The 21,796-nt window shown below is 66.2% G+C and carries 17 protein-coding genes; 3 read left to right on the forward strand and 14 right to left on the reverse strand.

Features of this window, described 5'->3' with window-relative positions; translation table 11 throughout:
* Nucleotides 1–158: 158 nt before the first annotated feature.
* Nucleotides 159–428: a 30S ribosomal protein S20 gene (gene rpsT / locus D579_RS0101780; protein WP_019612252.1), complete on the reverse strand. Its 270-nt coding sequence runs from the start codon at nt 426–428 to the stop codon at nt 159–161.
* A 158-nt stretch (nt 429–586) separates the two neighbouring features.
* On the opposite strand from rpsT, the gene D579_RS0101785 reads away from it, so the two are divergent.
* A complete protein-coding gene (locus D579_RS0101785; RefSeq protein WP_018950915.1) occupies nt 587–1,117 on the forward strand; it encodes a DsrE family protein in 531 nt (176 codons plus the stop codon).
* A 208-nt stretch (nt 1,118–1,325) separates the two neighbouring features.
* Here the strand turns inward: D579_RS0101785 and uvrD are convergent, their stop codons facing one another.
* Entirely contained in the window at nt 1,326–3,530 is a 2,205-nt protein-coding gene (uvrD, locus tag D579_RS0101790) for a DNA helicase II (RefSeq protein WP_038038012.1), read from the reverse strand.
* A gap of 189 nt (nt 3,531–3,719) precedes the next feature.
* Between uvrD and D579_RS0101795 the strand changes: the two genes are divergently transcribed.
* Complete coding sequence (locus tag D579_RS0101795; RefSeq protein ID WP_018950916.1) at nt 3,720–6,530, forward strand: 2-oxoglutarate dehydrogenase E1 component; 2,811 nt, start codon at nt 3,720–3,722, stop codon at nt 6,528–6,530.
* Nucleotides 6,531–6,565: 35 nt separating this feature from the next.
* Nucleotides 6,566–7,906: a 2-oxoglutarate dehydrogenase complex dihydrolipoyllysine-residue succinyltransferase gene (gene odhB / locus D579_RS0101800; RefSeq protein WP_018950917.1), complete on the forward strand. Its 1,341-nt coding sequence runs from the start codon at nt 6,566–6,568 to the stop codon at nt 7,904–7,906.
* A 63-nt stretch (nt 7,907–7,969) separates the two neighbouring features.
* Here the strand turns inward: odhB and ubiB are convergent, their stop codons facing one another.
* The 12 genes from ubiB to D579_RS0101860 all read right to left on the reverse strand — a co-directional run bounded on the left by ubiB (nt 7,970) and on the right by D579_RS0101860 (nt 21,675).
* Nucleotides 7,970–9,655 carry a ubiquinone biosynthesis regulatory protein kinase UbiB gene (gene ubiB, locus D579_RS0101805; protein ID WP_018950918.1) on the reverse strand — a complete coding sequence of 562 codons (1,686 nt, stop codon included), beginning with the start codon at nt 9,653–9,655 and terminating at the stop codon, nt 7,970–7,972.
* The gene (locus tag D579_RS0101810) at nt 9,655–10,275 is read right to left on the reverse strand and encodes an SCP2 domain-containing protein (RefSeq protein WP_018950919.1); all 621 of its coding nucleotides are present in this window, start codon (nt 10,273–10,275) and stop codon (nt 9,655–9,657) included. The genes ubiB and D579_RS0101810 overlap by 1 nt, the downstream gene beginning before the upstream one ends.
* Before the next feature lie 7 nt (nt 10,276–10,282).
* Nucleotides 10,283–11,032, reverse strand: coding sequence for a bifunctional demethylmenaquinone methyltransferase/2-methoxy-6-polyprenyl-1,4-benzoquinol methylase UbiE (gene ubiE / locus D579_RS0101815; RefSeq protein ID WP_018950920.1), 750 nt, complete (start codon nt 11,030–11,032; stop codon nt 10,283–10,285).
* 13 nt (nt 11,033–11,045) lie between these two features.
* Nucleotides 11,046–11,411, reverse strand: a complete 366-nt coding sequence (locus D579_RS0101820) for a gamma-butyrobetaine hydroxylase-like domain-containing protein (protein ID WP_018145031.1) — start codon at nt 11,409–11,411, stop codon at nt 11,046–11,048.
* Between the two features lie 568 nt (nt 11,412–11,979).
* A complete protein-coding gene (locus D579_RS0101825; RefSeq protein ID WP_018950921.1) occupies nt 11,980–12,870 on the reverse strand; it encodes a PfkB family carbohydrate kinase in 891 nt (296 codons plus the stop codon).
* A 19-nt stretch (nt 12,871–12,889) separates the two neighbouring features.
* Nucleotides 12,890–14,176 carry a GGDEF domain-containing protein gene (locus tag D579_RS0101830; RefSeq protein ID WP_018175966.1) on the reverse strand — a complete coding sequence of 429 codons (1,287 nt, stop codon included), beginning with the start codon at nt 14,174–14,176 and terminating at the stop codon, nt 12,890–12,892.
* 117 nt (nt 14,177–14,293) lie between these two features.
* Nucleotides 14,294–15,175, reverse strand: a complete 882-nt coding sequence (locus D579_RS0101835; protein WP_018950922.1) for an endonuclease/exonuclease/phosphatase family protein — start codon at nt 15,173–15,175, stop codon at nt 14,294–14,296.
* A 37-nt stretch (nt 15,176–15,212) separates the two neighbouring features.
* Nucleotides 15,213–16,853, reverse strand: coding sequence for an acetolactate synthase large subunit (locus D579_RS0101840; protein ID WP_018950923.1), 1,641 nt, complete (start codon nt 16,851–16,853; stop codon nt 15,213–15,215).
* 27 nt (nt 16,854–16,880) lie between these two features.
* A complete protein-coding gene (locus tag D579_RS0101845; RefSeq protein ID WP_018937447.1) occupies nt 16,881–17,513 on the reverse strand; it encodes a thiol:disulfide interchange protein DsbA/DsbL in 633 nt (210 codons plus the stop codon).
* Complete coding sequence (ccsB, locus tag D579_RS0101850; RefSeq protein ID WP_018948216.1) at nt 17,514–18,686, reverse strand: c-type cytochrome biogenesis protein CcsB; 1,173 nt, start codon at nt 18,684–18,686, stop codon at nt 17,514–17,516.
* Nucleotides 18,687–18,712: 26 nt separating this feature from the next.
* Nucleotides 18,713–20,785, reverse strand: coding sequence for a cytochrome c biogenesis protein ResB (locus tag D579_RS0101855; RefSeq protein WP_018950924.1), 2,073 nt, complete (start codon nt 20,783–20,785; stop codon nt 18,713–18,715).
* A gap of 266 nt (nt 20,786–21,051) precedes the next feature.
* Nucleotides 21,052–21,675 (reverse strand): cytochrome c, encoded by a 624-nt coding sequence (locus D579_RS0101860; RefSeq protein WP_018950925.1) that lies wholly within the window; start codon nt 21,673–21,675, stop codon nt 21,052–21,054.
* Between the last annotated feature and the right edge of the window lie 121 nt (nt 21,676–21,796).

Here is a 21,796-nt window from a genome sequence, read left to right on the forward strand (position 1 = left end):
GCTGGTGGACGCGCGCGCAGGGGGCGCGGAATGGATCAGCGTATCCCTGGCCTTCACGAATTTCGCCCACACAAAAAGCCGCACCCCGAGATCGGGGAGCGGCTTTTTCGATTCACTGCAACCGCCGGGCCGGCAATGCCGGCCCGGAACCCGGGGGCTTAGCCCTGGGCCAGATCGCGGATGCGGGCGTTCAGGCGGCTCTTGTGGCGAGCCGCCTTGTTGCGGTGAATCAGGCCCTTGCTCACGGTCTTGTCGATCACCGGAACGGCCTCTTTGTAGGCCTCGGCGGCTGCCTGGGCATCGCCCTTGTGCAGCGGTTTCAGCACGGCCTTCATGGCCGTACGGAAACGGGAGCGCAGCCCCATGTTGTGGGCGCGGTTCTTGACCGCCTGACGGGCCCGCTTACGGGCAGAAGCAATATTTGCCAAAGTACTTCCCTCGCGTTAAATCGCTAGGTTCTGGAAAGGCGGCAGAGCATACCCCCGGGGCACTCCAGCGTCAACCGGGTCCTGCGCGTGATGGGGATGGCCTGGGGCCGTCCATGCGTCTACTGTAGAAGAAAGAAAGCCATTCAAAGGAGAACAGGATGAATCGATTCAACCAAACCCTTCGGGCCGCACCGGCTACAGCACCGGCCATGGCCCTGCTGTTCGCGGCGCTCCTGCTGGCGAGCATTGCCTTCATGCCGCAGGCCAAGGCCTTCGAGCCGGAGGCCAAGGTCGTCTATCACGCCGACTTCGCCGACCCGCGCCGCTTCTCTGCGATGCTGACCAGCATCAACAACATGATGACGCATTACCAGAACGAGTTTATCGATGCCGACGTGCGCATCGTGTTCGTGGCGCACGGCATCCGCTTCCTGACCGATGACGACCTGGCCGATACCCCGTTCGAGGCCGACGAGGAACTCAAGGAAGAGCGCGACACCCTGCGTGGGCGCCTGATGAGCCTCGCCAGCACCCACGGTGTGAAGCTCGAGCTGTGCGAGATCACCCGTTCGCAGATCGGTCTGGACGAGGACCTGATCTATGACCACGTCAACTTCGTGCCCTCGGGTGTGGTGCGCGTGGCCGAGCTGCAGAACGAGGAAGGCTTCGCCTACATCAAGATCGAGTAAGGGCCTTTCGCATGCTTGACCCGAAGCCCCGCCTCGGCGGGGCTTTTTAGTGTCTCCACGAAGGTCCGAAGACGGCCAGGGGTGGGTGCGCTACGGGGGGCATCGCGGGCAGGATGCGCCGGCCTTGCGCGATACCCCCTCGAGTCCTTTTTCTCCGTGCCCTTCGTGGTGCAGGAAGGCCGCGTCGGGCGTGCCGTTCAGCCGTGGATTACAGGACTTCGAGCTTGGCGAAGCTCAGCACCAGCCACTTGGAGCCGGCGTGGGCGAAGTTCACCTGGACCCGGGCCGAGTTGCCGGAACCCTCGAACTGGGTGATCAGCCCCTCGCCGAACTTCGCGTGGTGCACCCGTGCGCCGATCGCCAGGCCCGCCGCGGAGGCCTCGGCGGCCTGTGCATCCATGGCCCCGAAGCCCGCCGTCTTGTTCCGGGCCGCGGCAAAGCGGCCCGCGCCATAGGGTGAGGCCTGCGGGCGTAGCACTTCCAGCGCGCCCTCGGGGATCTCGTTGATGAAGCGCGAGGCGACGTTGTAGGACTCGCGTCCATACAGCCGCCGCGTCTCGGCATGGATCAGGTACAGCTCCTGTTCGGCGCGGGTCATGCCGACATAGGCCAGGCGGCGCTCCTCCTCCAGTCGCCCCGGCTCTTCCAGCGAGCGGGCGTTGGGGAACAGGCCCTCCTCCATGCCGGTCAGGAACACCAGCGGAAACTCCAGGCCCTTGGCCGAGTGCAGGGTCATCATCTGCACCGCGTCCTCGTGCGGGTCGGCCGCACCCTCGCCGGCCTCCAGCGCGGCGTGGGCGAGAAATTCGGTCAGGCGATTGCCCTCGCCTTCCTCGCTCTCGGCGGTGCTGCTCATGTCGAAGGCGCGCGCGGCCCCTACCAGCTCGTCCAGGTTTTCCAGCCGTGCCTCGCCACGCTCGCCCTTTTCCTTTTTGTAGTGCTCGCGCAGTTGCGCGCGCTCGATCGCCTGTTCCACCTGATCGGCCAGCGGCTGGCGCGGGAGTTCCTGCTGCAGGGTGCGGACCAGCTGCACGAACCCGGCGACCGCGGTGCGCGCGCGTCCGGGCAGGGCGTCGGCGTCCACCGCGTGGGTGGCGGCCTGCAGCAGGCTGGTGTCGGCTGCCTGGGCGGCCTGGCGCAGGCCCTCCAGGGTCTTCTCGCCGATCCCGCGCGGGGGCTGGTTGACCACGCGCAGGAAGGCGGCATCGTCATCGCCGTTGCCGGCCAGGCGCAGGTAGGCCAGGGCATCGCGGATCTCCTGGCGCTCGAAGAAGCGCAGGCCGCCGTAGACCCGGTAGGGCATGCGCCGGCCGATAAAGGTCTCTTCCAGCACGCGTGACTGGGCATTGGAGCGATACAGCACCGCGCACTCGCGGTACAGCCCGCCCTGGTCCACGTGGCGGGCGATGGTCTCGGCGATGAAGCGCGCCTCTTCCTGCTCGTTCAGCGCGGTGTACAGGCGGACCGGTGCGCCTTCGTGGCCCTCGGTCCACAGCTCCTTGCCCAGGCGGCCGGAGTTGTGCCGGATCAGGGCGTTGGCTGCGTTCAGGATGTTGGCGCTGGAGCGGTAGTTCTGCTCCAGGCGCACGACCTGGGTGCCCGGGTAGTCCTTCTGGAAGTGCTGGATGTTCTCGATCTTCGCGCCGCGCCAGCCGTAGATCGACTGGTCGTCGTCGCCCACGGCGAATACCGGGCTGTCCCCGGCCAGCAGGCGCAGCCAGCCGTACTGGATGTCGTTGGTGTCCTGGAATTCGTCGACCAGCACGTGGCGAAAGCGCGTGCGGTAGTGCTCCAGCAGGGCCTTGTTGTCGCGCAGCAATTCCAGTGAGCGCAGCATCAGCTCGGCGAAGTCCACCACGCCGGCGCGCTCGCAGGCCTGCTGGTAGGTGGTGTAGACGCGTACCCACTGGCGGGCGACCGGGTCGCCGGTATCCGGCAGGTGTTCCGGGCGCGAGCCCTCGTCCTTGCGCGCGTTGATGTACCACTGCGCCTGCTTGGGCGGCCAGCGCGACTCGTCCAGCTCCAGGGCACGCAGCACGCGCTTGACCATGCGCAGCTGGTCATCGGAGTCGAGGATCTGGAAGGCCTGCGGCAGCTTCGCCTCCTGCCAGTGCTGGCGCAGCAGGCGGTGGGCGAGGCCATGGAAGGTCCCGACCCACAGCCCGGTGGCCGGGTGCCCCAGCAACGACTCGATGCGCCCGCGCATCTCGGCCGCCGCCTTGTTGGTAAAAGTGACCGCCAGCAGGCTGTGCGGCGCCACGCCCTCGACGCCAATCAGCCAGGCGATGCGGTGCACCAGCACGCGGGTCTTGCCGGAGCCGGCGCCGGCCAGGACCAGCACCGGATGCGGCGGGGCGGCCACGGCCTCGCGCTGGGCCGGGTTGAGGGAATCGAGCAGGGGGGAGACATCCATGCGCGAATGGTAGGGAAACCCGGCCGGAATCGCACGTTCCGCATGCGGGCCGTGTGCCTTCGCCCGCGCAAACGCGCTACCCTCGGAGGCAGCCTTCAAGAAGACGCTGATTCACCGACTCCGCGCGGGAACCTCTCGCGCCGATCAGGTCCCAAAGGCCGACGCATCAGGAATGGGAAGAGACCGCGAATGAACGAGATGCCATCCCGGCACCGGCTGGACAGCCCCGTATCCGGGCAGGAACTGCACCCGGATAACCTCGCTTTCGCCGAGGATCTGCTGGAGCGCTACCAGGACGACCCCGATTCCGTCCCGCCGGCCTGGGCCGATTACTTCCGCTCGCTGGAAGGGGCGCCGCGCCCGGAACGCCGCCGGCGCTCCACCGATCGGCCCGATCTGGCCCATGAACAGCTGCAGATCCGCGTGCTGCAGTTCATCAATGCCTACCGCTACCTCGGTCACTTTGGCGCCCGTCTGGATCCTCTGGAGCGCGAACCGCCGGAGCCACCGCGCGAGTTGAGCCGCGAGCATCATGGCCTCGACCAGGTCGGCCCCGATGTCACCTTTGATCCGGGCTCGCTGTTCATCGACGGGCGTGTCTCGCTGGATACGATCGAGCGGGTGCTGAAGGAGACCTACTGCGCCGGTATCGGCGCGGAATACATGCACCTGATGGCCACCGACGAGAAGCGCTGGCTGCAGGAGCGTCTGGAATCGGCCCATGGCCACTTCGGTTTCGATGACCACACCCGCCTGGCGATCCTCGAGCGTCTGACCGCGGCCGAGGGTCTGGAGCGCTACCTGCACCGGCGCTATGTCGGGCAGAAGCGCTTCTCGCTGGAAGGCGCGGAAAGCCTGATCCCGCTGCTGAATGCCCTGATCCAGCGGGGCGGCGCGCGCGGGCTGCAGGAGTTCGTGGTCGGCATGGCACACCGCGGACGCCTCAACGTGCTGGTCAACCTGTTCGGCAAGTCCCCGGAGGAGCTGGCCAACGAGTTCGAGGGGCGTCCGCGCGACGACCGTGGCACCGGCGACGTGAAGTACCACATGGGTTTCTCCTCGGACCTGGATACCCCGGGTGGTCGGGTGCATCTGGCGCTGGCCTTCAATCCCTCGCACCTGGAGATCGTCACCCCGGTGGTGGAGGGTTCGGTGCGGGCGCGCCAGGTGCGTATCGGCGATCGCAAGGGCAACCGGGTGATGCCGGTGGTGATCCATGGCGATGCCGCCTTTGCCGGGCAGGGCGTGGTCATGGAGACCCTGAACATGTCCCAGACCCGGGGCTTCTCCACCAAGGGCACCGTGCATGTGGTGGTGAACAACCAGATCGGTTTCACGACTTCGACCCTGAAGGACGCTCGTTCGACGCATTACGCCACGGATGTCGCCAAGATGGTGAACGCGCCCATCCTGCATGTGAATGGCGATGATCCCGAGGCCGTGGTGTTCATCACCCAGATCGCGCTGGACTACCGCATGCGCTTCGGCAAGGACGTGGTCATCGATCTCGTCTGCTACCGCCGCCAGGGCCACAACGAGGCCGACGAGCCGGCCGCCACGCAGCCGCATATGTATCGTCGTATCCGCGACCTGCCGACCACCCGCGAGCGTTACGCCAGACGCCTGATCCGCGAGGGCCTGACGACCGAGGACGCACAGGAACAAGCGCTGGAGGACTATCGCGGCCGACTGGATGCCGGCCAGCCGGTGGCGCTGTCGTTGCTGCGCGAGCGCAACAGCCATGCCGGATCCTCGACCAACTGGGGCCCCTATCTGAACCAGACCTGGGACCAGGATGTGGACACCGGCGCCCCCGCCGACCGTCTGGCGCGCACCCTCGAGCAGCTTTCCACCCCGCCGGAGGGTTTCCGACTGAACGACCGCGTGCAGAAGATCCTGGATGCCCGCGTGGCCATGGCGCGCGGCGAGCAGCCGCTGGACTGGGGTGCGGCCGAGACCCTGGCCTACGGCGCGCTGATCCAGGACGGCTACCGCATTCGCCTGTCCGGGCAGGACTCCAGCCGGGGCACCTTCTTCCACCGCCATGCGGTCCTGCACGACCAGGAGACCGGCAAGGCCATCGTCCCGTTGCGGCGCCTGGATCCGGACCACCCGCGTTTCCTGGTGATCGATTCGCTGTTGTCCGAGGAGGGCGTGCTCGCCTTCGAATACGGCTATGCCACCGCCGCGCCCGAGGCTCTGGTGGTCTGGGAGGCGCAGTTCGGCGACTTCGTGAACGGCGCCCAGGTGGTGATCGACCAGTTCATCTCCTCCGGCGAGCAGAAGTGGGGGCGCCTGTCCGGCCTGACCCTGTTGCTGCCCCACGGCTACGAGGGGCAGGGGCCGGAGCACTCCTCGGCCCGCCCGGAGCGCTTCCTGCAACTGGCGGCGCAGGAGAACATGCAGGTCTGCGTGCCCACTACGCCGGCGCAGATGTTTCACCTGCTGCGCCGGCAGATGCTGCGGCCCTATCGCAAGCCACTGATCGTGATGACCCCGAAGAGCCTTTTGCGCCACAAGGACGCGGTCTCCGACCTCGATGCGCTGGCGACGGGCCAGTACCAGACGGTCATCGACGACGCCCGTATCGAGGATCCCGGCAAGGTGAAGCGCGTGCTGATGACCAGTGGGCGCATCTTCTACGATCTGGCTGCGCGCCAGGCCGAGGGCGAGCACGCGGATACGGCGATCCTGCGCCTGGAGCAGTGTTACCCCTTCCCCGAGGCACGTCTGACCGAATTGCTGGGGCGTTATCCGGAGGCGGATGAATTCGTCTGGGTCCAGGATGAACCGGAGAACCAGGGTTACCTGGAGTTTGTCGCCCCGCGTATCAACCCGCTGCTGGCAGTGCGTGGCCAGACCCTGCACGCCGTCGCGAGACCCCCGGCCGCCGCGCCCGCCGTCGGTTACCCCGAGGTGCACAAGGCGCAGCTGAAAGATCTGCTCGAGCGCGCGTTCGGGCCGATCAGCTCGCGTGACACGCCGCACCCCACGCCCTGAACATTCGATAAAGACGCACAGAACAAGGAAGCGAGATGGCATCCGATCGCACCCCGATCCAGGTCCCGGAACTCCCCGAGTCGGTCGCCGATGCGACCGTGATCGCCCTGCACAAAAAGGCTGGTGACGCCGTCAAGCGCGACGAGCTGATCGCCGAGCTGGAGACCGACAAGGTGGTCCTCGAGGTGTCGGCCCCCAGTGCGGGCACCCTGGTGGAGCTCTCCGCCAACGAGGGCGATGTGGTCAAGGCCGACGCGATCCTGGGTTATCTGGGGCCCGCCGAAGCCGCCCCGGAGGACCCGGACGAAGAGACCGAGGATGAGGCAGCGCATTCCAGGGCATCGACAGCCACGGAGGGCGGCAAGCCGGCGTCTGTTGCAACGGGGGATCGAGAAGAGAAACCGGCCGCTGCCTCATCACCCGAGCCCGCGCCGTCCGGGGCCGGGAACGGAGCGGCCGGTAGCCCGCCGCCCACGCCGGCCGTGCGGCGCCTGCTGCAGGAAGCCGGCCTGCGTCCGGAGGATGTCGAGGGCACCGGCGACGACGGGCGCATCCAGCGTGCCGACGTGGAGCGGGCGCGCAGCGATCGCAGCGCGCCCGCGGCTTCTTCGACGCCATCGGGTTCCGTCGGGGCGGCGCGACCCCAGGCGCATGCGGCCGACCCCGGAGACCGAGCCGAGCGCATCGAGCGTGTGCCGATGACCCGCCTGCGGGCGCGCATCGCGGAACGGCTGCTGGAAGCGAAGCAGACCACCGCGATGCTGACCACCTTCAACGAGATCGACATGTCCGCGGCGATGGCCCTGCGTAGCCGCTACAAGGAGCCCTTCGAGAAGCGCCATTCCATCAAGCTCGGCTTCATGGGTCTGTTCGTGGCCGCGGCCAGCCGCGCGCTCGAGCGCTTCCCGGTCGTCAATGCCGCACTGGATGGCGAAGAGATCGTCTATCACCACTACAGCGACATCGGCATCGCAGTCTCCTCCTCGCGCGGACTGGTGGTGCCGGTCCTGCGCGATACCGGCAACGCCTCCATTGCCGAGATCGAGCGGCGCATCCGCGACTACGCCGAACGCGCACGTGACGGCAAGCTGGACATCGACGAGCTGCGCGGCGGCACGTTCACCATTACCAACGGGGGCGTGTTCGGTTCGTTGTTCTCCACGCCGATCCTGAATCCGCCGCAGAGCGCGATCCTCGGCATGCACGCGATCAAGGAACGCCCGGTCGCGGTGGACGGCGAGGTCGTCGTCCGGCCGATGATGTACGTCGCCCTGTCCTACGACCACCGCCTGGTCGACGGTGCCGAGGCGGTGCAGTTCCTGGTCGCCATCAAGGACGCCATCGAGGACCCGGCGCGGTTGCTGCTCGACGTTTGACCCTGTGAGGTGGAGTGGTGGCGTCAGGCTACGACTCAAGCCGCATCCCACGTGACGGCTGGCTCAGTCGTCCGTGACGGGACGGCGCCGGGGGCCGGGGCGCAGGCTGAACAGCAGCACGCCGGCGCCGATCAGCGCGAGCGGCCAAACCGGCCAGGCGAGCCCCTGCCAGGCGGTGACCTCCAGCTGGGTGGCCAGCCCAGCCAGGGCCAGCAGAGCCACGCCCGCCCAGCCCTCGTTGCGGCGGCGGGACTGGCGCCTCAGCCCGTTTTCCAGCTCGAGGATCTGGCGGCGTAGCGCGGCGTCGCGCTCGGCCCGCTGTTCCTCCACGGTCAGGGCCTTCTCCAGGTGTATCGGCAGTTCCGGCAGGTGCGCCAGCAGGCGCGGCAGGTGTTGCTGCGCGTTGCGGATGAATGCGCGCACGCCCATGCGTTCGTGCATCCATTTCTCGATGAATGGCTTGGCGGTGGTCCACAGGTCCAGCTGGGGGTAGAGCTGGCGGCCCAGGCCCTCGATGTTCAGCAGGGTCTTCTGCAGCAGCACGAGCTGCGGCTGGACCTCCATGTTGAATCGCCGCGCGGTCTGGAACAGGCGCAGCAGGACCTGGCCGAAGGAGATCTCGTCCAGCGGGCGCTGGAAGATCGGTTCGCACACGGTGCGGATCGCCGCCTCGAACTCGTCGACACGGGTGTCCTTCGGGACCCAGCCGGATTCCACGTGCAGCTCGGCCACGCGGCGGTAGTCGCGATTGAAGAAGGCGTGGAAGTTCTCGGCCAGATAGCGCTGGTCGGAGTCCAGCAGCGAGCCGACGATGCCGAAGTCCACCGCCAGGTAGGTCGGGTCGTCCGGGTGGGTGGCATCGACGAAGATGTTGCCCGGGTGCATGTCGGCGTGGAAGAAGTTGTGCTGGAACACCTGGGTGAAGAAGATCTCCACGCCGCGTTCGGCCAGCAGCTTGAGGTCCACGTTGCGTTCGCGCAGGGCGGCCACATCGGCCACCGGGAGGCCACCAATGCGCTCCATCACCAGTACGCTGCGGCGGGTGTAATCCCAGATGATCTCCGGGATGTAGAGGAGGTGGCTGTCCTCGAAGTTGCGGTGGATCGCGGCGGCGTTCGCGCCCTCGCGGATCAGGTCCAGCTCGTCGGTGACGGTCTTTTCGTATTCGTCCACCACCTCGCGCGGGCGCAGGCGCTTGGCCTCGGACCAGTAGCGGTCCGCCAGGTCCGCGATCAGGTGCATGACCTCGAGATCCGCACGGATGGTCTTGAGGATGCCGGGGCGCACCACCTTCACGACCACCTCGCGCCCGTCCTGCAGCGTGGCCGCGTGCACTTGGGCGATGGAGGCCGAGGCGATTGGTGTGTCCTCGAAGGCGGCGAAGGCGATCTCGATCGGGCGTTCCAGCTCGGCCTCAATCACGGCGCGCGCCTGGTCGCTGGGGAACGGCGGTACCCGGTCCTGCAGGCGTGCGAGCTCGATCGCGATGTCGTCCGGCAGCAGGTCGCGCCGGGTGGAGAGCATCTGTCCGAACTTGATGAAGATCGGGCCCAGATCCTCCAGCGCGCGGCGGATGCGCTCGCCGCGCGTGCCTTCAGTGCGGCGGAACCAGTTCCAGGGGGCGAGATAGAGCAGGAAGCTGAGCGGGCGTAGCGGCTTCAGCGTGAACAGGATGACGTCGAGGCGATAGCGCACCAGGACCCGCGCAATGGTCCACAGCCGCAGGCCCCGGTACAGCGCGCGGCGCATCAGGCCTGCCGGTCGTCAGGTGCGGAGGCCGGTGCCTCCAGACGACGCAGCCGCGCATCCAGCCGGGCGACGTCGTCGCGCAGCGTGGCGACGTCTTCGGCGAAGGCCTCGAACGCACCGCCGGCCGGTAGCCATTCGAGCTCGTCGCGCAGGTAGTCGGCCGTGTCCTCGGCGGAGCGCCGGCCCAGGTGGCGCAGGCTGTCGCGCGCCTGGTCCAGCAGGTGGCGCAGCGGGCCGGCCGCTCCCGCGCCGGCAAAGCGTTCGAACAGATCTTCCCAGTCGATACTGGCATCGCGCAGTGCATGTTGCAGGTCGGAGAGCACGGTTGCATCACCCGTGATCGTCAACCCGGAGCGGTCGTCACGTGCCATCGCCGCGGCCAGCGACAGCGGCGAGCCCTTCAGCTGCACGTCCACTGGCTCCTCGACGCCGCCTGTAACCTGCAATCGGTCCGCGGCCCCGACCAGCGACAGCGCGAGCCCCGGCGGCTCGATCACGATGGCGATCGCACGCCCGGCCAGCCGCGCCCGGTCCTTCTCCGGGGCGCTGGCCAGGTGTTCGTTCAGCGTGGCCTCGATCAGGGCCGCGAACGGACTGGGCAGGGCGAAGGGTTCGGCCATGAGAACGCTAGAGCTTGGTGCCGCGGTGCAGGGCGACGATGCCGCCGGTCAGGTTGTCGTATTCGACCCGCTCCAGTCCGGCGTCGCGCATCATGCCGGCCAGGGTTTCCTGGTCCGGGTGCATGCGGATGGATTCGGCCAGATAGCGGTAGCTGTCGGCGTCGTTCGCGACCAGCTTGCCCATCAGCGGCAACACCTTGAAGGAGTAGACGTCGTACATTGGGCGCAGCGGCGCCATCGGTTGCGAGAACTCCAGCACCAGCACGCGCCCGCCCGGCTTGATCACCCGGCGCATCTCGGCCAGCGCGCGCTCCTTGCGGGTCACGTTGCGCAGGCCGAAGGCGATGGTCACGCGGTCGAAGTAGTCGTCCGGATAGGGGAGCTGTTCGGCGTCCGCCTGCACGAAGTCGAGGTTACCCACATGGCCCTCGTCCAGCATGCGGTCGCGCCCGGCCTCCAGCATCGAGGCATTGATGTCGCAGACCACGATCTGACCCTTGGGTCCGACGCGTGGCGCAAAGGCCCCGGCCAGGTCGCCGGTGCCGCCGGCCAGGTCCAGGATCTTCATGCCTGGGCGCACGCCCGTGCGCTCCAGGGTGTAGCGTTTCCAGATGCGATGGACGCCCATGGACATCAGGTCGTTCATCACGTCGTAGCGCGACGCGACCGAATGGAACACCTCGCCGACGCGCGAGGCCTTCTCGGACTCGGGGACGCTCTGGTAGCCGAAGTGGGTCTTGCCGGATTCTTCTTTCATCAAAGTGCCGTTGTCAGTGCGTCTTGCGCTCGTGTCCGGCCTCTTTCAGCCGATCCAGGTAATCCTGCCACAGTCGCTCCTGGTTCGTGCCGAGCTCGTGCAGGTAGTCCCAGTCATAGATGCCGGTATCGTGCCCGTCGGAGAACACGAGCTTCACCGCATAGTTCCCGACCGGCTCGATCCCGGTGATGTTCACGTCTTCCTTGCCGACCTGCAGCACCTCCTGGCCCTTGCCGTGCCCGCGCACCTCGGCCGAGGGCGAATACACGCGCAGGAACTCGCAGGGCAACTCGAAATGCGAGCCGTCCGAATACGTCAGCTCCAGGATGCGCGACTTCTGATGCAGCTGGATATCGGTGGGTCGGTGGGTACTGCTCATGCGGCCTCCAGAATCCACGGTCCGGGCGCCGCCCGAACCGAATCAGCGGACCGCCAAACGGCGGCCATCAATGGACTGCGAGGATACCAGCCCTGCGGGCCAGCGTGGCATCTCCCCGCGCACCGCAGGCCTGCCGGCTCGCTAAAGTTTATCGCGCAAGTCTTCCTGAATATGTGCCTTCGCGTCGCTTGGAGCGTGCTGCCGTCCTCTTCGTTGTGGCCGTCACCAAATTTGCGCCGACACAGCGCTATTCCAGTTTTATTAAATGCTGCCTTTCATACGAGCGCCATATGCACCCATATTAAAGGCAGTGGACTTCTAGATCGGGTGCCAGAGGTCAAGCCCATCTAGTCCCGCCGCGCGAGTGAACGCTTTTTCCGGAGAGTAGTGTGCAGAAGCTGGCAGGGGGGGCGGATTGATCGTGCAGCGGTAACGGAGAGTCCGTCCACGATGGATGAAGAACGAGAGATCGGTTACGGATCGTCCCATCCGCTTCTAACGTAGAGAGGGAGGCTTGCGCGGGATATGTCGCGGGGTGCGATCTTTGAGTCCGGGCGTCCCGGCGCTGTCAGGCCGAGCGCCAGTCGCGCGAAGCCTCGCGATAGAAGGTGGCATCCGCGGTGGTGGCGCCCTGCAGGGAGCAGACGGCGGCTGCGAACTGGAGGGCGCGGTCCAGGGTGGTTGCCCAGGGCCAACCGTGTTGCTGGCCGATGATGGCGACACTGGCGAAGGCGTCGCCGGCCCCCACGGCGTCGCGGAAGCCGTCGACGGCGGGGGCCGGGGCCTGCCAGTGCTGGCCATCGGTGGTGTGGATGGCTGCGCCGTCGGCGCCGTGGGTGATGATCAGGGCGGAGCGGATCGCGGCGCGTTCCAGGAGCGCCGCCGAGCGCTCCGGTGCGGCGACGTCGGGGGCCAGCGTGGCCGCCTCGTCGGTGTTCAGCTTGACCACGTCGGCCCCGCGCATCAGCGCGAGGACGTCGTCAGGCTGGTACCACGGTGCGCGCAGGTTCACGTCGACGAAACGATGTTGTGCACGGGCCTGTAACCGTTCCAGTAGCTCGCGGTTGTCCGCGCGCATGGCGAGCGTGCCGTGATAGAGGAGGCCCGCGGTGTCCGGCAGCTGGTCCGCCCATTCCGCCGGAACGGTGTCATAGGCCTGGTCAGGGACGATGGTGTAGGTCGGTTCGCCGTCTTCCAGGGCGATGCGGACCTGGCCGGTGGGGGCCGCGGGGTGCCTGTACAGGCCGCGGGTGTCCATCCCGATGCGGTTCATGCGCTCGCGGATGCTGCGGCCGTCCGCGTCGTCCCCGACTCCGCCCACGAAACAGGCGGCCTCGCCCAGCTGGTGCAGGTTCCAGGCGACGTTGAAGGGCGCGCCGCCGAGGACGCGCGTACCGTCGGGGAAGCAATCGACCAGGACTTCGCCGAAGATCAGGTGGGGTTGAGGCGTGCCGTTCATGGGTTCCCTCGGCAGTGGATCAGTCGCCGGCCCGCTCGATGCGGTCACGGCCTCGCTTTTTCGCTTGTAGCAGCGCGTGGTCGGCGGCATCGAATATCGCCTCCGGGGCGGCGGCGGGGTCGATTCCGGCCAGCCCGGCGGAGATGGTGACCTTCAGACGCGTCTTGCCGGAGCGCACGATCAGACGGTCCACAGCGTCGCGGATGGTATTGGCCTGGCTGTATGCAGCGTCAGGTTCGCGATGGATGATCATCACGAATTCCTCCCCGCCGTAGCGCGCGACGAAATCCGGCTCGCGCACGCCCTCGGCCAGGATCTCGGCGACCGCCCGCAGGACCTTGTCGCCGGCAGTGTGGCCGTACTCGTCATTGATGGTCTTGAAGTGGTCGATGTCCCAGACCAGCAGCGAGGCCGCGCCCGATTTCTCGAGTTCTGCGGGGAGTTGCTCCAGCCGCTGTTCGAAGGCCATTCGATTGGGCAGGCCGGTGAGGCTGTCGCGGCTGGCTTCGGCGCGCGCCTGTTCCAGCCGGTTGCGCAGCGCTTGCACCTGACCCTCCAGGCTGCGGCCCTTGGAGCGCAGGAGGCGGTTCCGTTCCTGCACCACCTGCAGTTCGTCTTCCTGCTCGTTCCGAAACGTGGTGACGCGCTCCACCATGCGGTCGAGACCGCGGGTCACCTCGGTTCGCAGCGTCGCGAGGTCCTCGACGTCGACCACCCGGCCTTTGATGTGTTCGACATCCCCGGAGATCCCCGCGTGCAGTTCGGAGACCGATTCCCGGGCGCGCTGGCCGCGCGCCTCGTCTTCGGACAGGGCGGTATCCACGTCTTCCAGGCGGTGCCAGATCTCGCCGACGACCTCGGTGAGTTCTTCGCGCTCCGTCATTGCCTGTTCGCACTTGTCGTGCATCACCGAAAAGAGGCGTGTGAGGGTGCGTTCGATCTCTGCCTTGTCGCGCCGATCGGCGGCCCGGGTGAGGGCCTCCAGCTCGGGGTCGAGGAATTCGAAGCCGAGCAGGCCACGCTGGACGACCGCGAGGATGCCGTCGGCCAGGTCCTCTCGCTGATCGCTGGAGCGCACGGCATCGGCCAGCTGGCCGCTCAGGCGATCCAGCCAGGCGGTGTCGCCGGGGTCGGATTCGATGGCGCGGGTCAGGTCGCGCACGGCGCCTTCCAGTGCCGGCACCTTCGCGGAGACCACCGCGAGCGATCGCAGGGCGACGCGGCGGATCGCGTCCTGCAGGGCGCGCTCCCGATCCAGCGAGCGCTCGAGCTCGATAATGGTCTTGCGCAGATCGCTGTCGGACATCGGGAAATCCCGGATAGTAGGCGCGCCTATTTAAACGCGGAAATGGGGTGGATGCCAGGGAAACACGGACTAATGTACACACTGGCGCTCGAACCGTACCCGTCTTTCGACATCGGTTTAGTGCGCTGGATCATGAAGGGCCTGGCGCTGCGGCAGTTCGATCTCGATACCGACCGGCAGGTGGTCGGAGAGCGCCACGTTGTAGACACGCACGTCGCTGACGTGCAGGTCGGGGGTCAGCAGGATGTGGTCGAACACCAGGCGCGGGTCCCAGGCGGGATAGGTGGCCGGGCAGGCCATCGGCTCCATCAACCCGGTACGCGCGATCAGTTGCCGCAGTTCCTCGCTGTCCTGCTGGCAGTTGAGGTCGCCCATCACGATGGCATGCGGAAAATCCTGGATGCGCTCCGCGACGTAGGCCAGCTGGGATTTCCGCGTGCGCTTGCCCAGGGCCAGGTGCAGCAGGAACAGCACCAGCTCCTCGCCGTCGCCCATGGCGTAGCGGGCCTCGATCGCGCCGCGGCCGGGCAGCGCTCCGGGCAGACGGTGCATTTGCACCCGGTCCGGCTCCAGGCGCGAGAACAGGGCGAGGGAGTGCTTGGCGAACTGCCCCAGATCGCGGTTGATCCGGTTGTAGGTATACGGGAAATGCGCACGTTCGGAGAGATAGGAGGCCAGATCGACGAAGTTGCTGCGCAGGCTACCCCCGTCCAGTTCCTGCACACCGACGATGTCGAACTCCGAGATAAAGCGCGCCACCCGGTCGAGGTTGTCCATGCGCCCACCGTAGGGGAGCACGTGCTTCCAGCTGTTGGTCAGGTAGTGATGCAACCGGGAGGAGTGGATGCCGACCTGGGCGTTGAAGCTCAAGAGCCGCAGGCGCTGGCTGCCCTGCTCGTGGTGATATCCCAGGCGTTCCGGGGTGGAGGCTTCCGGTTGTGTCGCGCCCTCGGGCCCGGTGGGCGCGGTGCGATCATGGCCGGACGCGATCGAGGTCATCGCGGGTCGTCTCCTGCTGGCGGGGAAGTCCGCGTTGTCAGAATGGACAAACCAGTTCGCCCAAACGTTCCGTCAGCTTCATGTTCTCGCTGTAGTCCACTGGGCAGTCGATGATCGTGACCCCGGGTGTTACCAGGGCCTCGCGCAGCGCCATCTCCAGGCTGTCGCCGGGTTCGATGCGCACGCCGTGCGCCCCGAACGACTGCGCCAGCTGCACGAAGTCCGGATTGCCGAACTCGACGAAGGCCTTGCGGCCATATTCGCGCACCTGCTTCCACTCGATCAGGCCGTAGGCGTTGTCGTTCCAGATCAGCACAACGAAGTTGAGGCCCAGGCGAACCGCCGTTTCCAGCTCCTGCACGTTCATCAGGAAGCCGGCATCGCCGGTGACCGCGACCACCTGGCGTTCGGGGTGGAGCTTGGCGGCGGCAATGGCGCCCGGCAGCGCAATGCCCATGCTGGCAAAGCCATTGGAGATCAGACAGGTATTGGGTAGCTCGCAGCGGAACATGCGCGCCATCCAGAGCTTGTGCGCGCCCACATCGGTGATCATGATCGCGTCGAGGTCGGCGGCGGTGCGCAGATCCCAGATCAGCTTCTGCGGCTTGAGCGGCACCTGAGTGTCGTTGCGGTGCTCGTTCATGTCGTCGATCAGGCTCTGGCGTAGCGGGCGCAGGATGGTCTCTTCGCGGGGGCTAACCTGTTCCGCCAGGCGGTGCAGGCAGGTCGTCAGATCGCCCAGTACCTCGGCGGTCACATTGTAGTGACCGTCGATCTCGGCCGGCGCGGAGTCGATATGGATCAGGGTCCGGTCGGCGTCCGGATGCCAGAAGCTGGGCGGGTATTCGACCAGATCGTAGCCGATGCAGACGATCACATCGGCCTTGTGGAAGCCGAAATTCACGAAGTCCTGGCTTTGCAGGCCGACCGAGCCCAGCGCCAGCGGGTGGCGGAACGGCAGTACGCCCTTGGCCATGAAGGTGTTGGCGACCGGAATGTTCAGGGCGCTGGCGAGCATGGCCAGGGCGCCGCTGGCGCCGGAACGGATCACGCCGTTCCCGGCCAGGATCAGCGGGTGCCGGGCCTCGTTCAGCAGGCGCGCGGCCGCCTCCAGGGAGGCTTCGGCCGGTACGGCGGCCGGGCCGGCATGTACCGGCAAGGGTGGATTCGGGCACGGCAGCGAGGCGATGTTCTCTGGCAGCTCGATGAAGCTGGCACCGGGTTTGCCGCCTTCGGCCCACTTGAAGGCCTTGCGGATCACCTCGGGCAGAATCTCGGGTTCCAGCACCTGTGAGCTGTACTTGGTGATCGGCTGGAACAGGCCCTTCAGGTCGAGGACCTGGTGCGATTCCTTGTGCAGCCGATGGGTGCTGGCCTGGCCGGCAATTGCGACCAGGGGGGCGTGATCCATGTTGGCGTCGGCGACGCCGGTGATCAGGTTGGTGGCACCGGGCCCCAGGGTCGCCAGGCAGACGCCCGCCTTGCCGGACAGCCGCCCGTGAACGTCGGCCATGAAGGCCGCGCCCTGCTCGTGACGGGTGGTGACGAACTCGATGGGGGAATCGGCCAGGGCGTCGAGAACGGCCATGTTCTCTTCCCCGGGGAGGCCGAAGATGCGTTCAACGCCCTCCTGTTCGAGGCACTCGACCAGACGCTGCGCGGTGGTCGGATCGCTCATGGCCGAACCCGCCGGAACGGGCCCGCGTTAGCCGCGGGCACGTTCGATCAGGTAGTCGGCAACCTCCAGCATTTCGTCGTGCCCGCCGGCCATGCTGGCCGAGACGATAGCCTCGCCATTGACGACCAGGGTGGGGACGCCGCCCACGCCGTAGTCCTGTACCGCCTCGGTGGCCTCGACGATCCGCTGGCGAATCGCGTCGGAGCGCATGGTTTCGCGGAACTCGTCGGCGTCCAGTCCGCGCTGGTTGATGAAGCGCAGGATGGCGCTTTCCGAGCGCAGCTGGCGGCCCTGATCGTGGATCGCGTCGTAGAACGCCTGATGCACTTCGTCGAGCACGCCCAGCTTTTCTGCGGTGTAGTAGACCCGGGCATGCAGCGCCCAGACATCGTTCATCGGTGCTGGCAGGTATTCGAACTGTACGTCGTCGGCCAGGCCGGGCTTCCACGCCTGGACCTTGGGCTCGAATTCGTAGCAGTGCGGGCAGCCATACCAGAAGATCTCGACGACCTGGATCTTGCCGTCCTCCAGGCCGGTGTCGAGCGGCGGCTGGATGGCGCGGTAGTGCTGACCTTCGCGGTATTCGGCCGCGAGGCTGGTACCGGTGGCGAGCAGCAGGCCGGCGCCGCCCAGAGCGCCCATGAATTCACGACGCTTCATTTACAGTTCTCCGTAGGAATGCAGGCCGGACAGGAACATGTTCACACCCAGGAAGGTGAAGGTGGTGACGAACAGGCCGATGATCGCCCACCAGGCCATGACCGGACCGCGCCAGCCCTTGGTAAAGCGCATGTGCAGCCAGGCCGCGTAGGTCAGCCACAGGATCAGGCTCCAGGTCTCCTTCGGATCCCAGGTCCAGTAGCCGCCCCAGGCCTCGGCGGCCCACATCGCGCCGAGCACGGTGGCGATGGTGAAGAAGGCGAAGCCGATTGCGATGGCCTTGTACATCACGCTATCCAGCGCTTCCTTGCTGGGAATGCGCTGGGTGATGGCGGCGTCCGGGCGGGTCCGTTCCAGACGGTGCTTGATCAGGTAGGCCACGCCCAGCATGGCGGCGATGGCAAAGCCGCCGTAACCAACGAAGTTGGTGGGCACGTGGATCTTCATCCACCAGCTGTTAAGCGCCGGGACCAGGGGTTCGATCTCCTGCGCGCCGCGGCTGAACATGTACCACAGCAGGAAGGTGACCGACGCGGCGATAACCAGCATCACGAACGCACCCATGGTGCGCTGGCCGGTGCGGCTCTCGTAGTACAGGTACATCAGGGTGGTCATGGCGGCCAGCAGGATGAACACCTCGTAGAGGTTGGCCACCGGGATGTAGCCCCAGGTCGGGTCGGTCAGGTAGATCTCGCGCCAGCGCACGAGCAGGGCCATCAAGCCGGCGCCGGCGCCGATCCAGGCAAAAGCCCCGCCGACGCGGGTGGGGAAGTCGGAGCGGCTGAACAGGCCCGTGACGTAGGCGACTGTGGACAGGTACAGGAAGACGCTCATCCACATGACACCGGCCTGACCGGAACCGACGTAGTTCAGCCAGAAGTTGGTGCTGCCGCGGGCGAGGTCATCGGCGTATAACCAGATCCCGAACAGTGCGAGTACGCCCACGATGATCGAGAAGGCCTGCCATGGTCGCCAGAACCAGCCCATCCAGGCGCTGAGACCCACGGCCAGGATCAGGCCGCCGGTGTCGTAGCGGTCCATCATGTGGCCGTACTGCCAGAAGGCAATTACGCCGACCGCGATGGTCAGGGCGATATACGCCCAGTCGCGCAGCTGAATGCGCCGGAAGATGCCGGGCCGTTCGAAATCCAGGGCCTCGTGGGGTACTGACATGGATCGCTCCTCCGACTGATTAACTTCTAGTCGTTCTTGTTGTTTGATTCACGGGTGCTGTCATCGGCGTTGCCGACTGGCTTCTGATCGATGATCCAGCGCTTAAGATGCGCGAAACGTTCCTCGAATTCCACTTGATGGCGGTTGCTGGTGCCGGCCATCACCACGTGGGTGCCTTCGCCGTCCTCGCGCCGCCGCGCCATGATCCACAGGCGCTGATAGGACACGTAGAACAGCAGGAAGATCCCGACAATCAGCATGGTGCTGCCGACGTACACCGTGCTCTGGCCCGGGGCGCGGGCGATCTGCAGGCCCGAGGCCTCGCGGTGCTCGAAGTCCTTCAGGTGGAAGAAGAACGGCGACTGATACAGGCTGATCGCGTTGATCGCCGAGATTGTGTCCTCCAGGAAGCGCTGTTCTTCTTCCTGGATCGAGACCACACCCTCGTCCTGCAGGACCTCCATGTAAAGCCCCTGGAGGCCGGCGTGAAGGATGCGGACCATCAGGTCACGTACTTCCTCGATGCGATCGGCCGGGACGCGGCGTTCGATCTCGTTGTGCACGGCCATGTAGCCGCCCTGGGCAAACAGCCCCATCAACTCGGCCGCGGTTTGCGCAATCGCCTGGTTCTGCGACCCCTCGACGGTGTCGTCGTCACGGGCGACCTGGCGGGCGATCTCGTTGCGCACCTCGGGGTTGTGCAGCATGGCCAGATAGGTGCGGAAACGTTCCAGCGAGTTGTCGGCATCGGCCGGCAGGAACAGGTAATGGAACTCGTCGGCCGGGCTCTCGCGCACGCCGCTCAGGAAATACATCGCTCCTTCCTGCAGGGCCGGGCGCTGGTAGTTGCGGTAGTACAGGCCATGGCCGGTGCGATCCATCAGGCGGAAGTCGAAGCTCGGGCCCATGTGCCGGTTTTCGCGCACGCCTTCTTCATTCAGGAGCGGGACCACGTTCTCCAGCTGGAAGTTGGTGAACTCGATGGTACGGGTATCGCCATCCGGGGTCGGGATGTCCATCTCCTGGAACACGCGGCCGGGGACTTCGAGCGCTTGCAGCGCCTCGGGACCCAGCGGGATGGCGTCGATGTCCAGGCGGGTGCCGCCGTCGGCAAAACTGGCCTGGAAGATGGCGTAGCCGTTGTAGATCAGCGGATAGTTGACCGAGATCGTATGCCGCAGCGGCTCGTCGCGGTTCGGATCGTGGATGATCAGGTCCGATTCGTAGGAGCTCTCGGCGCCGGTGGAAAAGCGCTCAATGCGGAACTCCTCCAGTTCGATGCGGAACGGCAGTTCCTGGACGAAATAGCCCTCCCGCATCGGCAGGAAGACCACGTTGGCCGAGGCGCCCTCGGGGATCTCCACCGAACCGCGGAAGGACGGGTTCCAGTCCGGGATCCAGGCTGAGCGGGGGACCTCGGAGATCGGCACGCTGCGGGTCTCGATCTCCAGGTTCCCCAGCCATTCGTTGATCTTGAGCAGGGTCGTGCCATCGGCCAGGGCACCGACACAGATGACGACAATACCGACATGGGTCAGCAGGTAGCCCAGGCGATTCCAGCGCCCGCGCATCGCGGCAATGACGGTCTGGCCGTCGGTGCTCTTCTCGCGGGCCCGGAACCCCTGGGCCTTGAGTACGCGGTGGGTATGCTGCAGGAATTCATCCTGCGGTTGATCCAGGTCCGCCTCGGCGCTGGCATTGAACGAGCGCAGCGACTTTTCCTTGACCTGTGTGTTGTAGCGACGCAGATCCTTGATCAATCCAGGGGTCTGGCGGTAGACGCAGAATGACGTGGAGATCACCAGGAAGGCGACGACCAGGAGGAACCAGGTGGCCGAATAGACCTGGTACAGCCCCATGCCGGCAAAGATCTCGTGCCAGAACGGACCGTAGTCCATCAGGTACTCGGTATAGGGTTCGTTCTGTACCAGGACAGTGCCGATGACCGACGCAATCGCGAGCGCCACCAACAAGGTGATCGCGAGGGTCATCGAGCCCATGAAATCCACAAGGATGCGGCTACGCCGCGGCTTGCGGGCGGCTTTCTGGCGAGATGCGGAGGACGGGCTGGCGTCTGCGGCCTGATCGATATTCGACATTCTGAAACCTGCTTTAACCCTGGCGACTATGCGAAGCAACCCGAGGGGGTTCAATTTCCAAGACAAACTGCACGGGCGTTCCGCGAGCACTGGGTGGACCGATGGCGTGCCGAGGAGTTCGGTCGTGCCCCACCATGACGCAAGCGGCTACGAAGGCATTCCCGCAAAGCGTGTTTTTCTTGCGCCCAACAAAAAGGGGCGGCCGAGGCCGCCCCTTCCCTGGGTCGCTTCGCCGCCGATCCTGCGCGGCGCAACTGCGGACCGGATCAGTTACCGGTCTGCAGGCCGGCCATGTACTGGGACACGGCCTCGATGTCGGAATCCGACATGTTGCGCGCGACGTTGCGCATCATGCGACCGTTGTCGTTGGCGCGATCGCCGCTGCGGAAGTAGCGCAGCTGGTCGGCGCTGTACTGCGCGTGCTGGCCGGCGACGGCCGGGAACATCGCTTCCGGATTGCCGTTGCCGTTGGGGCCGTGGCAGGCGATGCAGGCGGCGACATTCTGCGACGGGATGCCGCCGCGGTAGATCTGTTCGCCGCGCTCGACGACTTCTTCGTCGGCGGTGCCGCTGCTGATGCTCTGTTCGGCGTAGAACGCCGCAAGGTCGCGCATGTCCTGCTCGTCCAGGTTGGCGACTTGGCCCAGCATCAGGCTGTTCACGCGGCGCTCGGACTTGTAATCCTGCAGCTGCTTGGTGGTGTACTTCGGGTGCTGGCCGGCGAGCTTGGGCCATTCCGGGTTGACGCTGTTGCCGTCAGCCTGGTGGCAAGCCGCGCAGGACTGGGAGAGTTCCTGGCCGCGCTGAGGATCGCCCGCCTGGGCCGCCGACAGCGGGAGCAGCAGGGATACGGACAGGGCAGCAAAGAGAGCGGAAAGCTTGTGGTTCATGATGGAGAATCTCCTGCTTGTAAATGCGTGCCGGGTCTCGACCCGTTCCTTGTGCCCCATGGTAGGGCGATCAACATAAGGGGCGCAGTTTATAGCACAATGCTAATTTGTACTCAAAAAT

This window comes from Thioalkalivibrio sp. AKL12 (assembly GCF_000377925.1).
Lineage (GTDB): Bacteria > Pseudomonadota > Gammaproteobacteria > Ectothiorhodospirales > Ectothiorhodospiraceae > Thioalkalivibrio > Thioalkalivibrio versutus.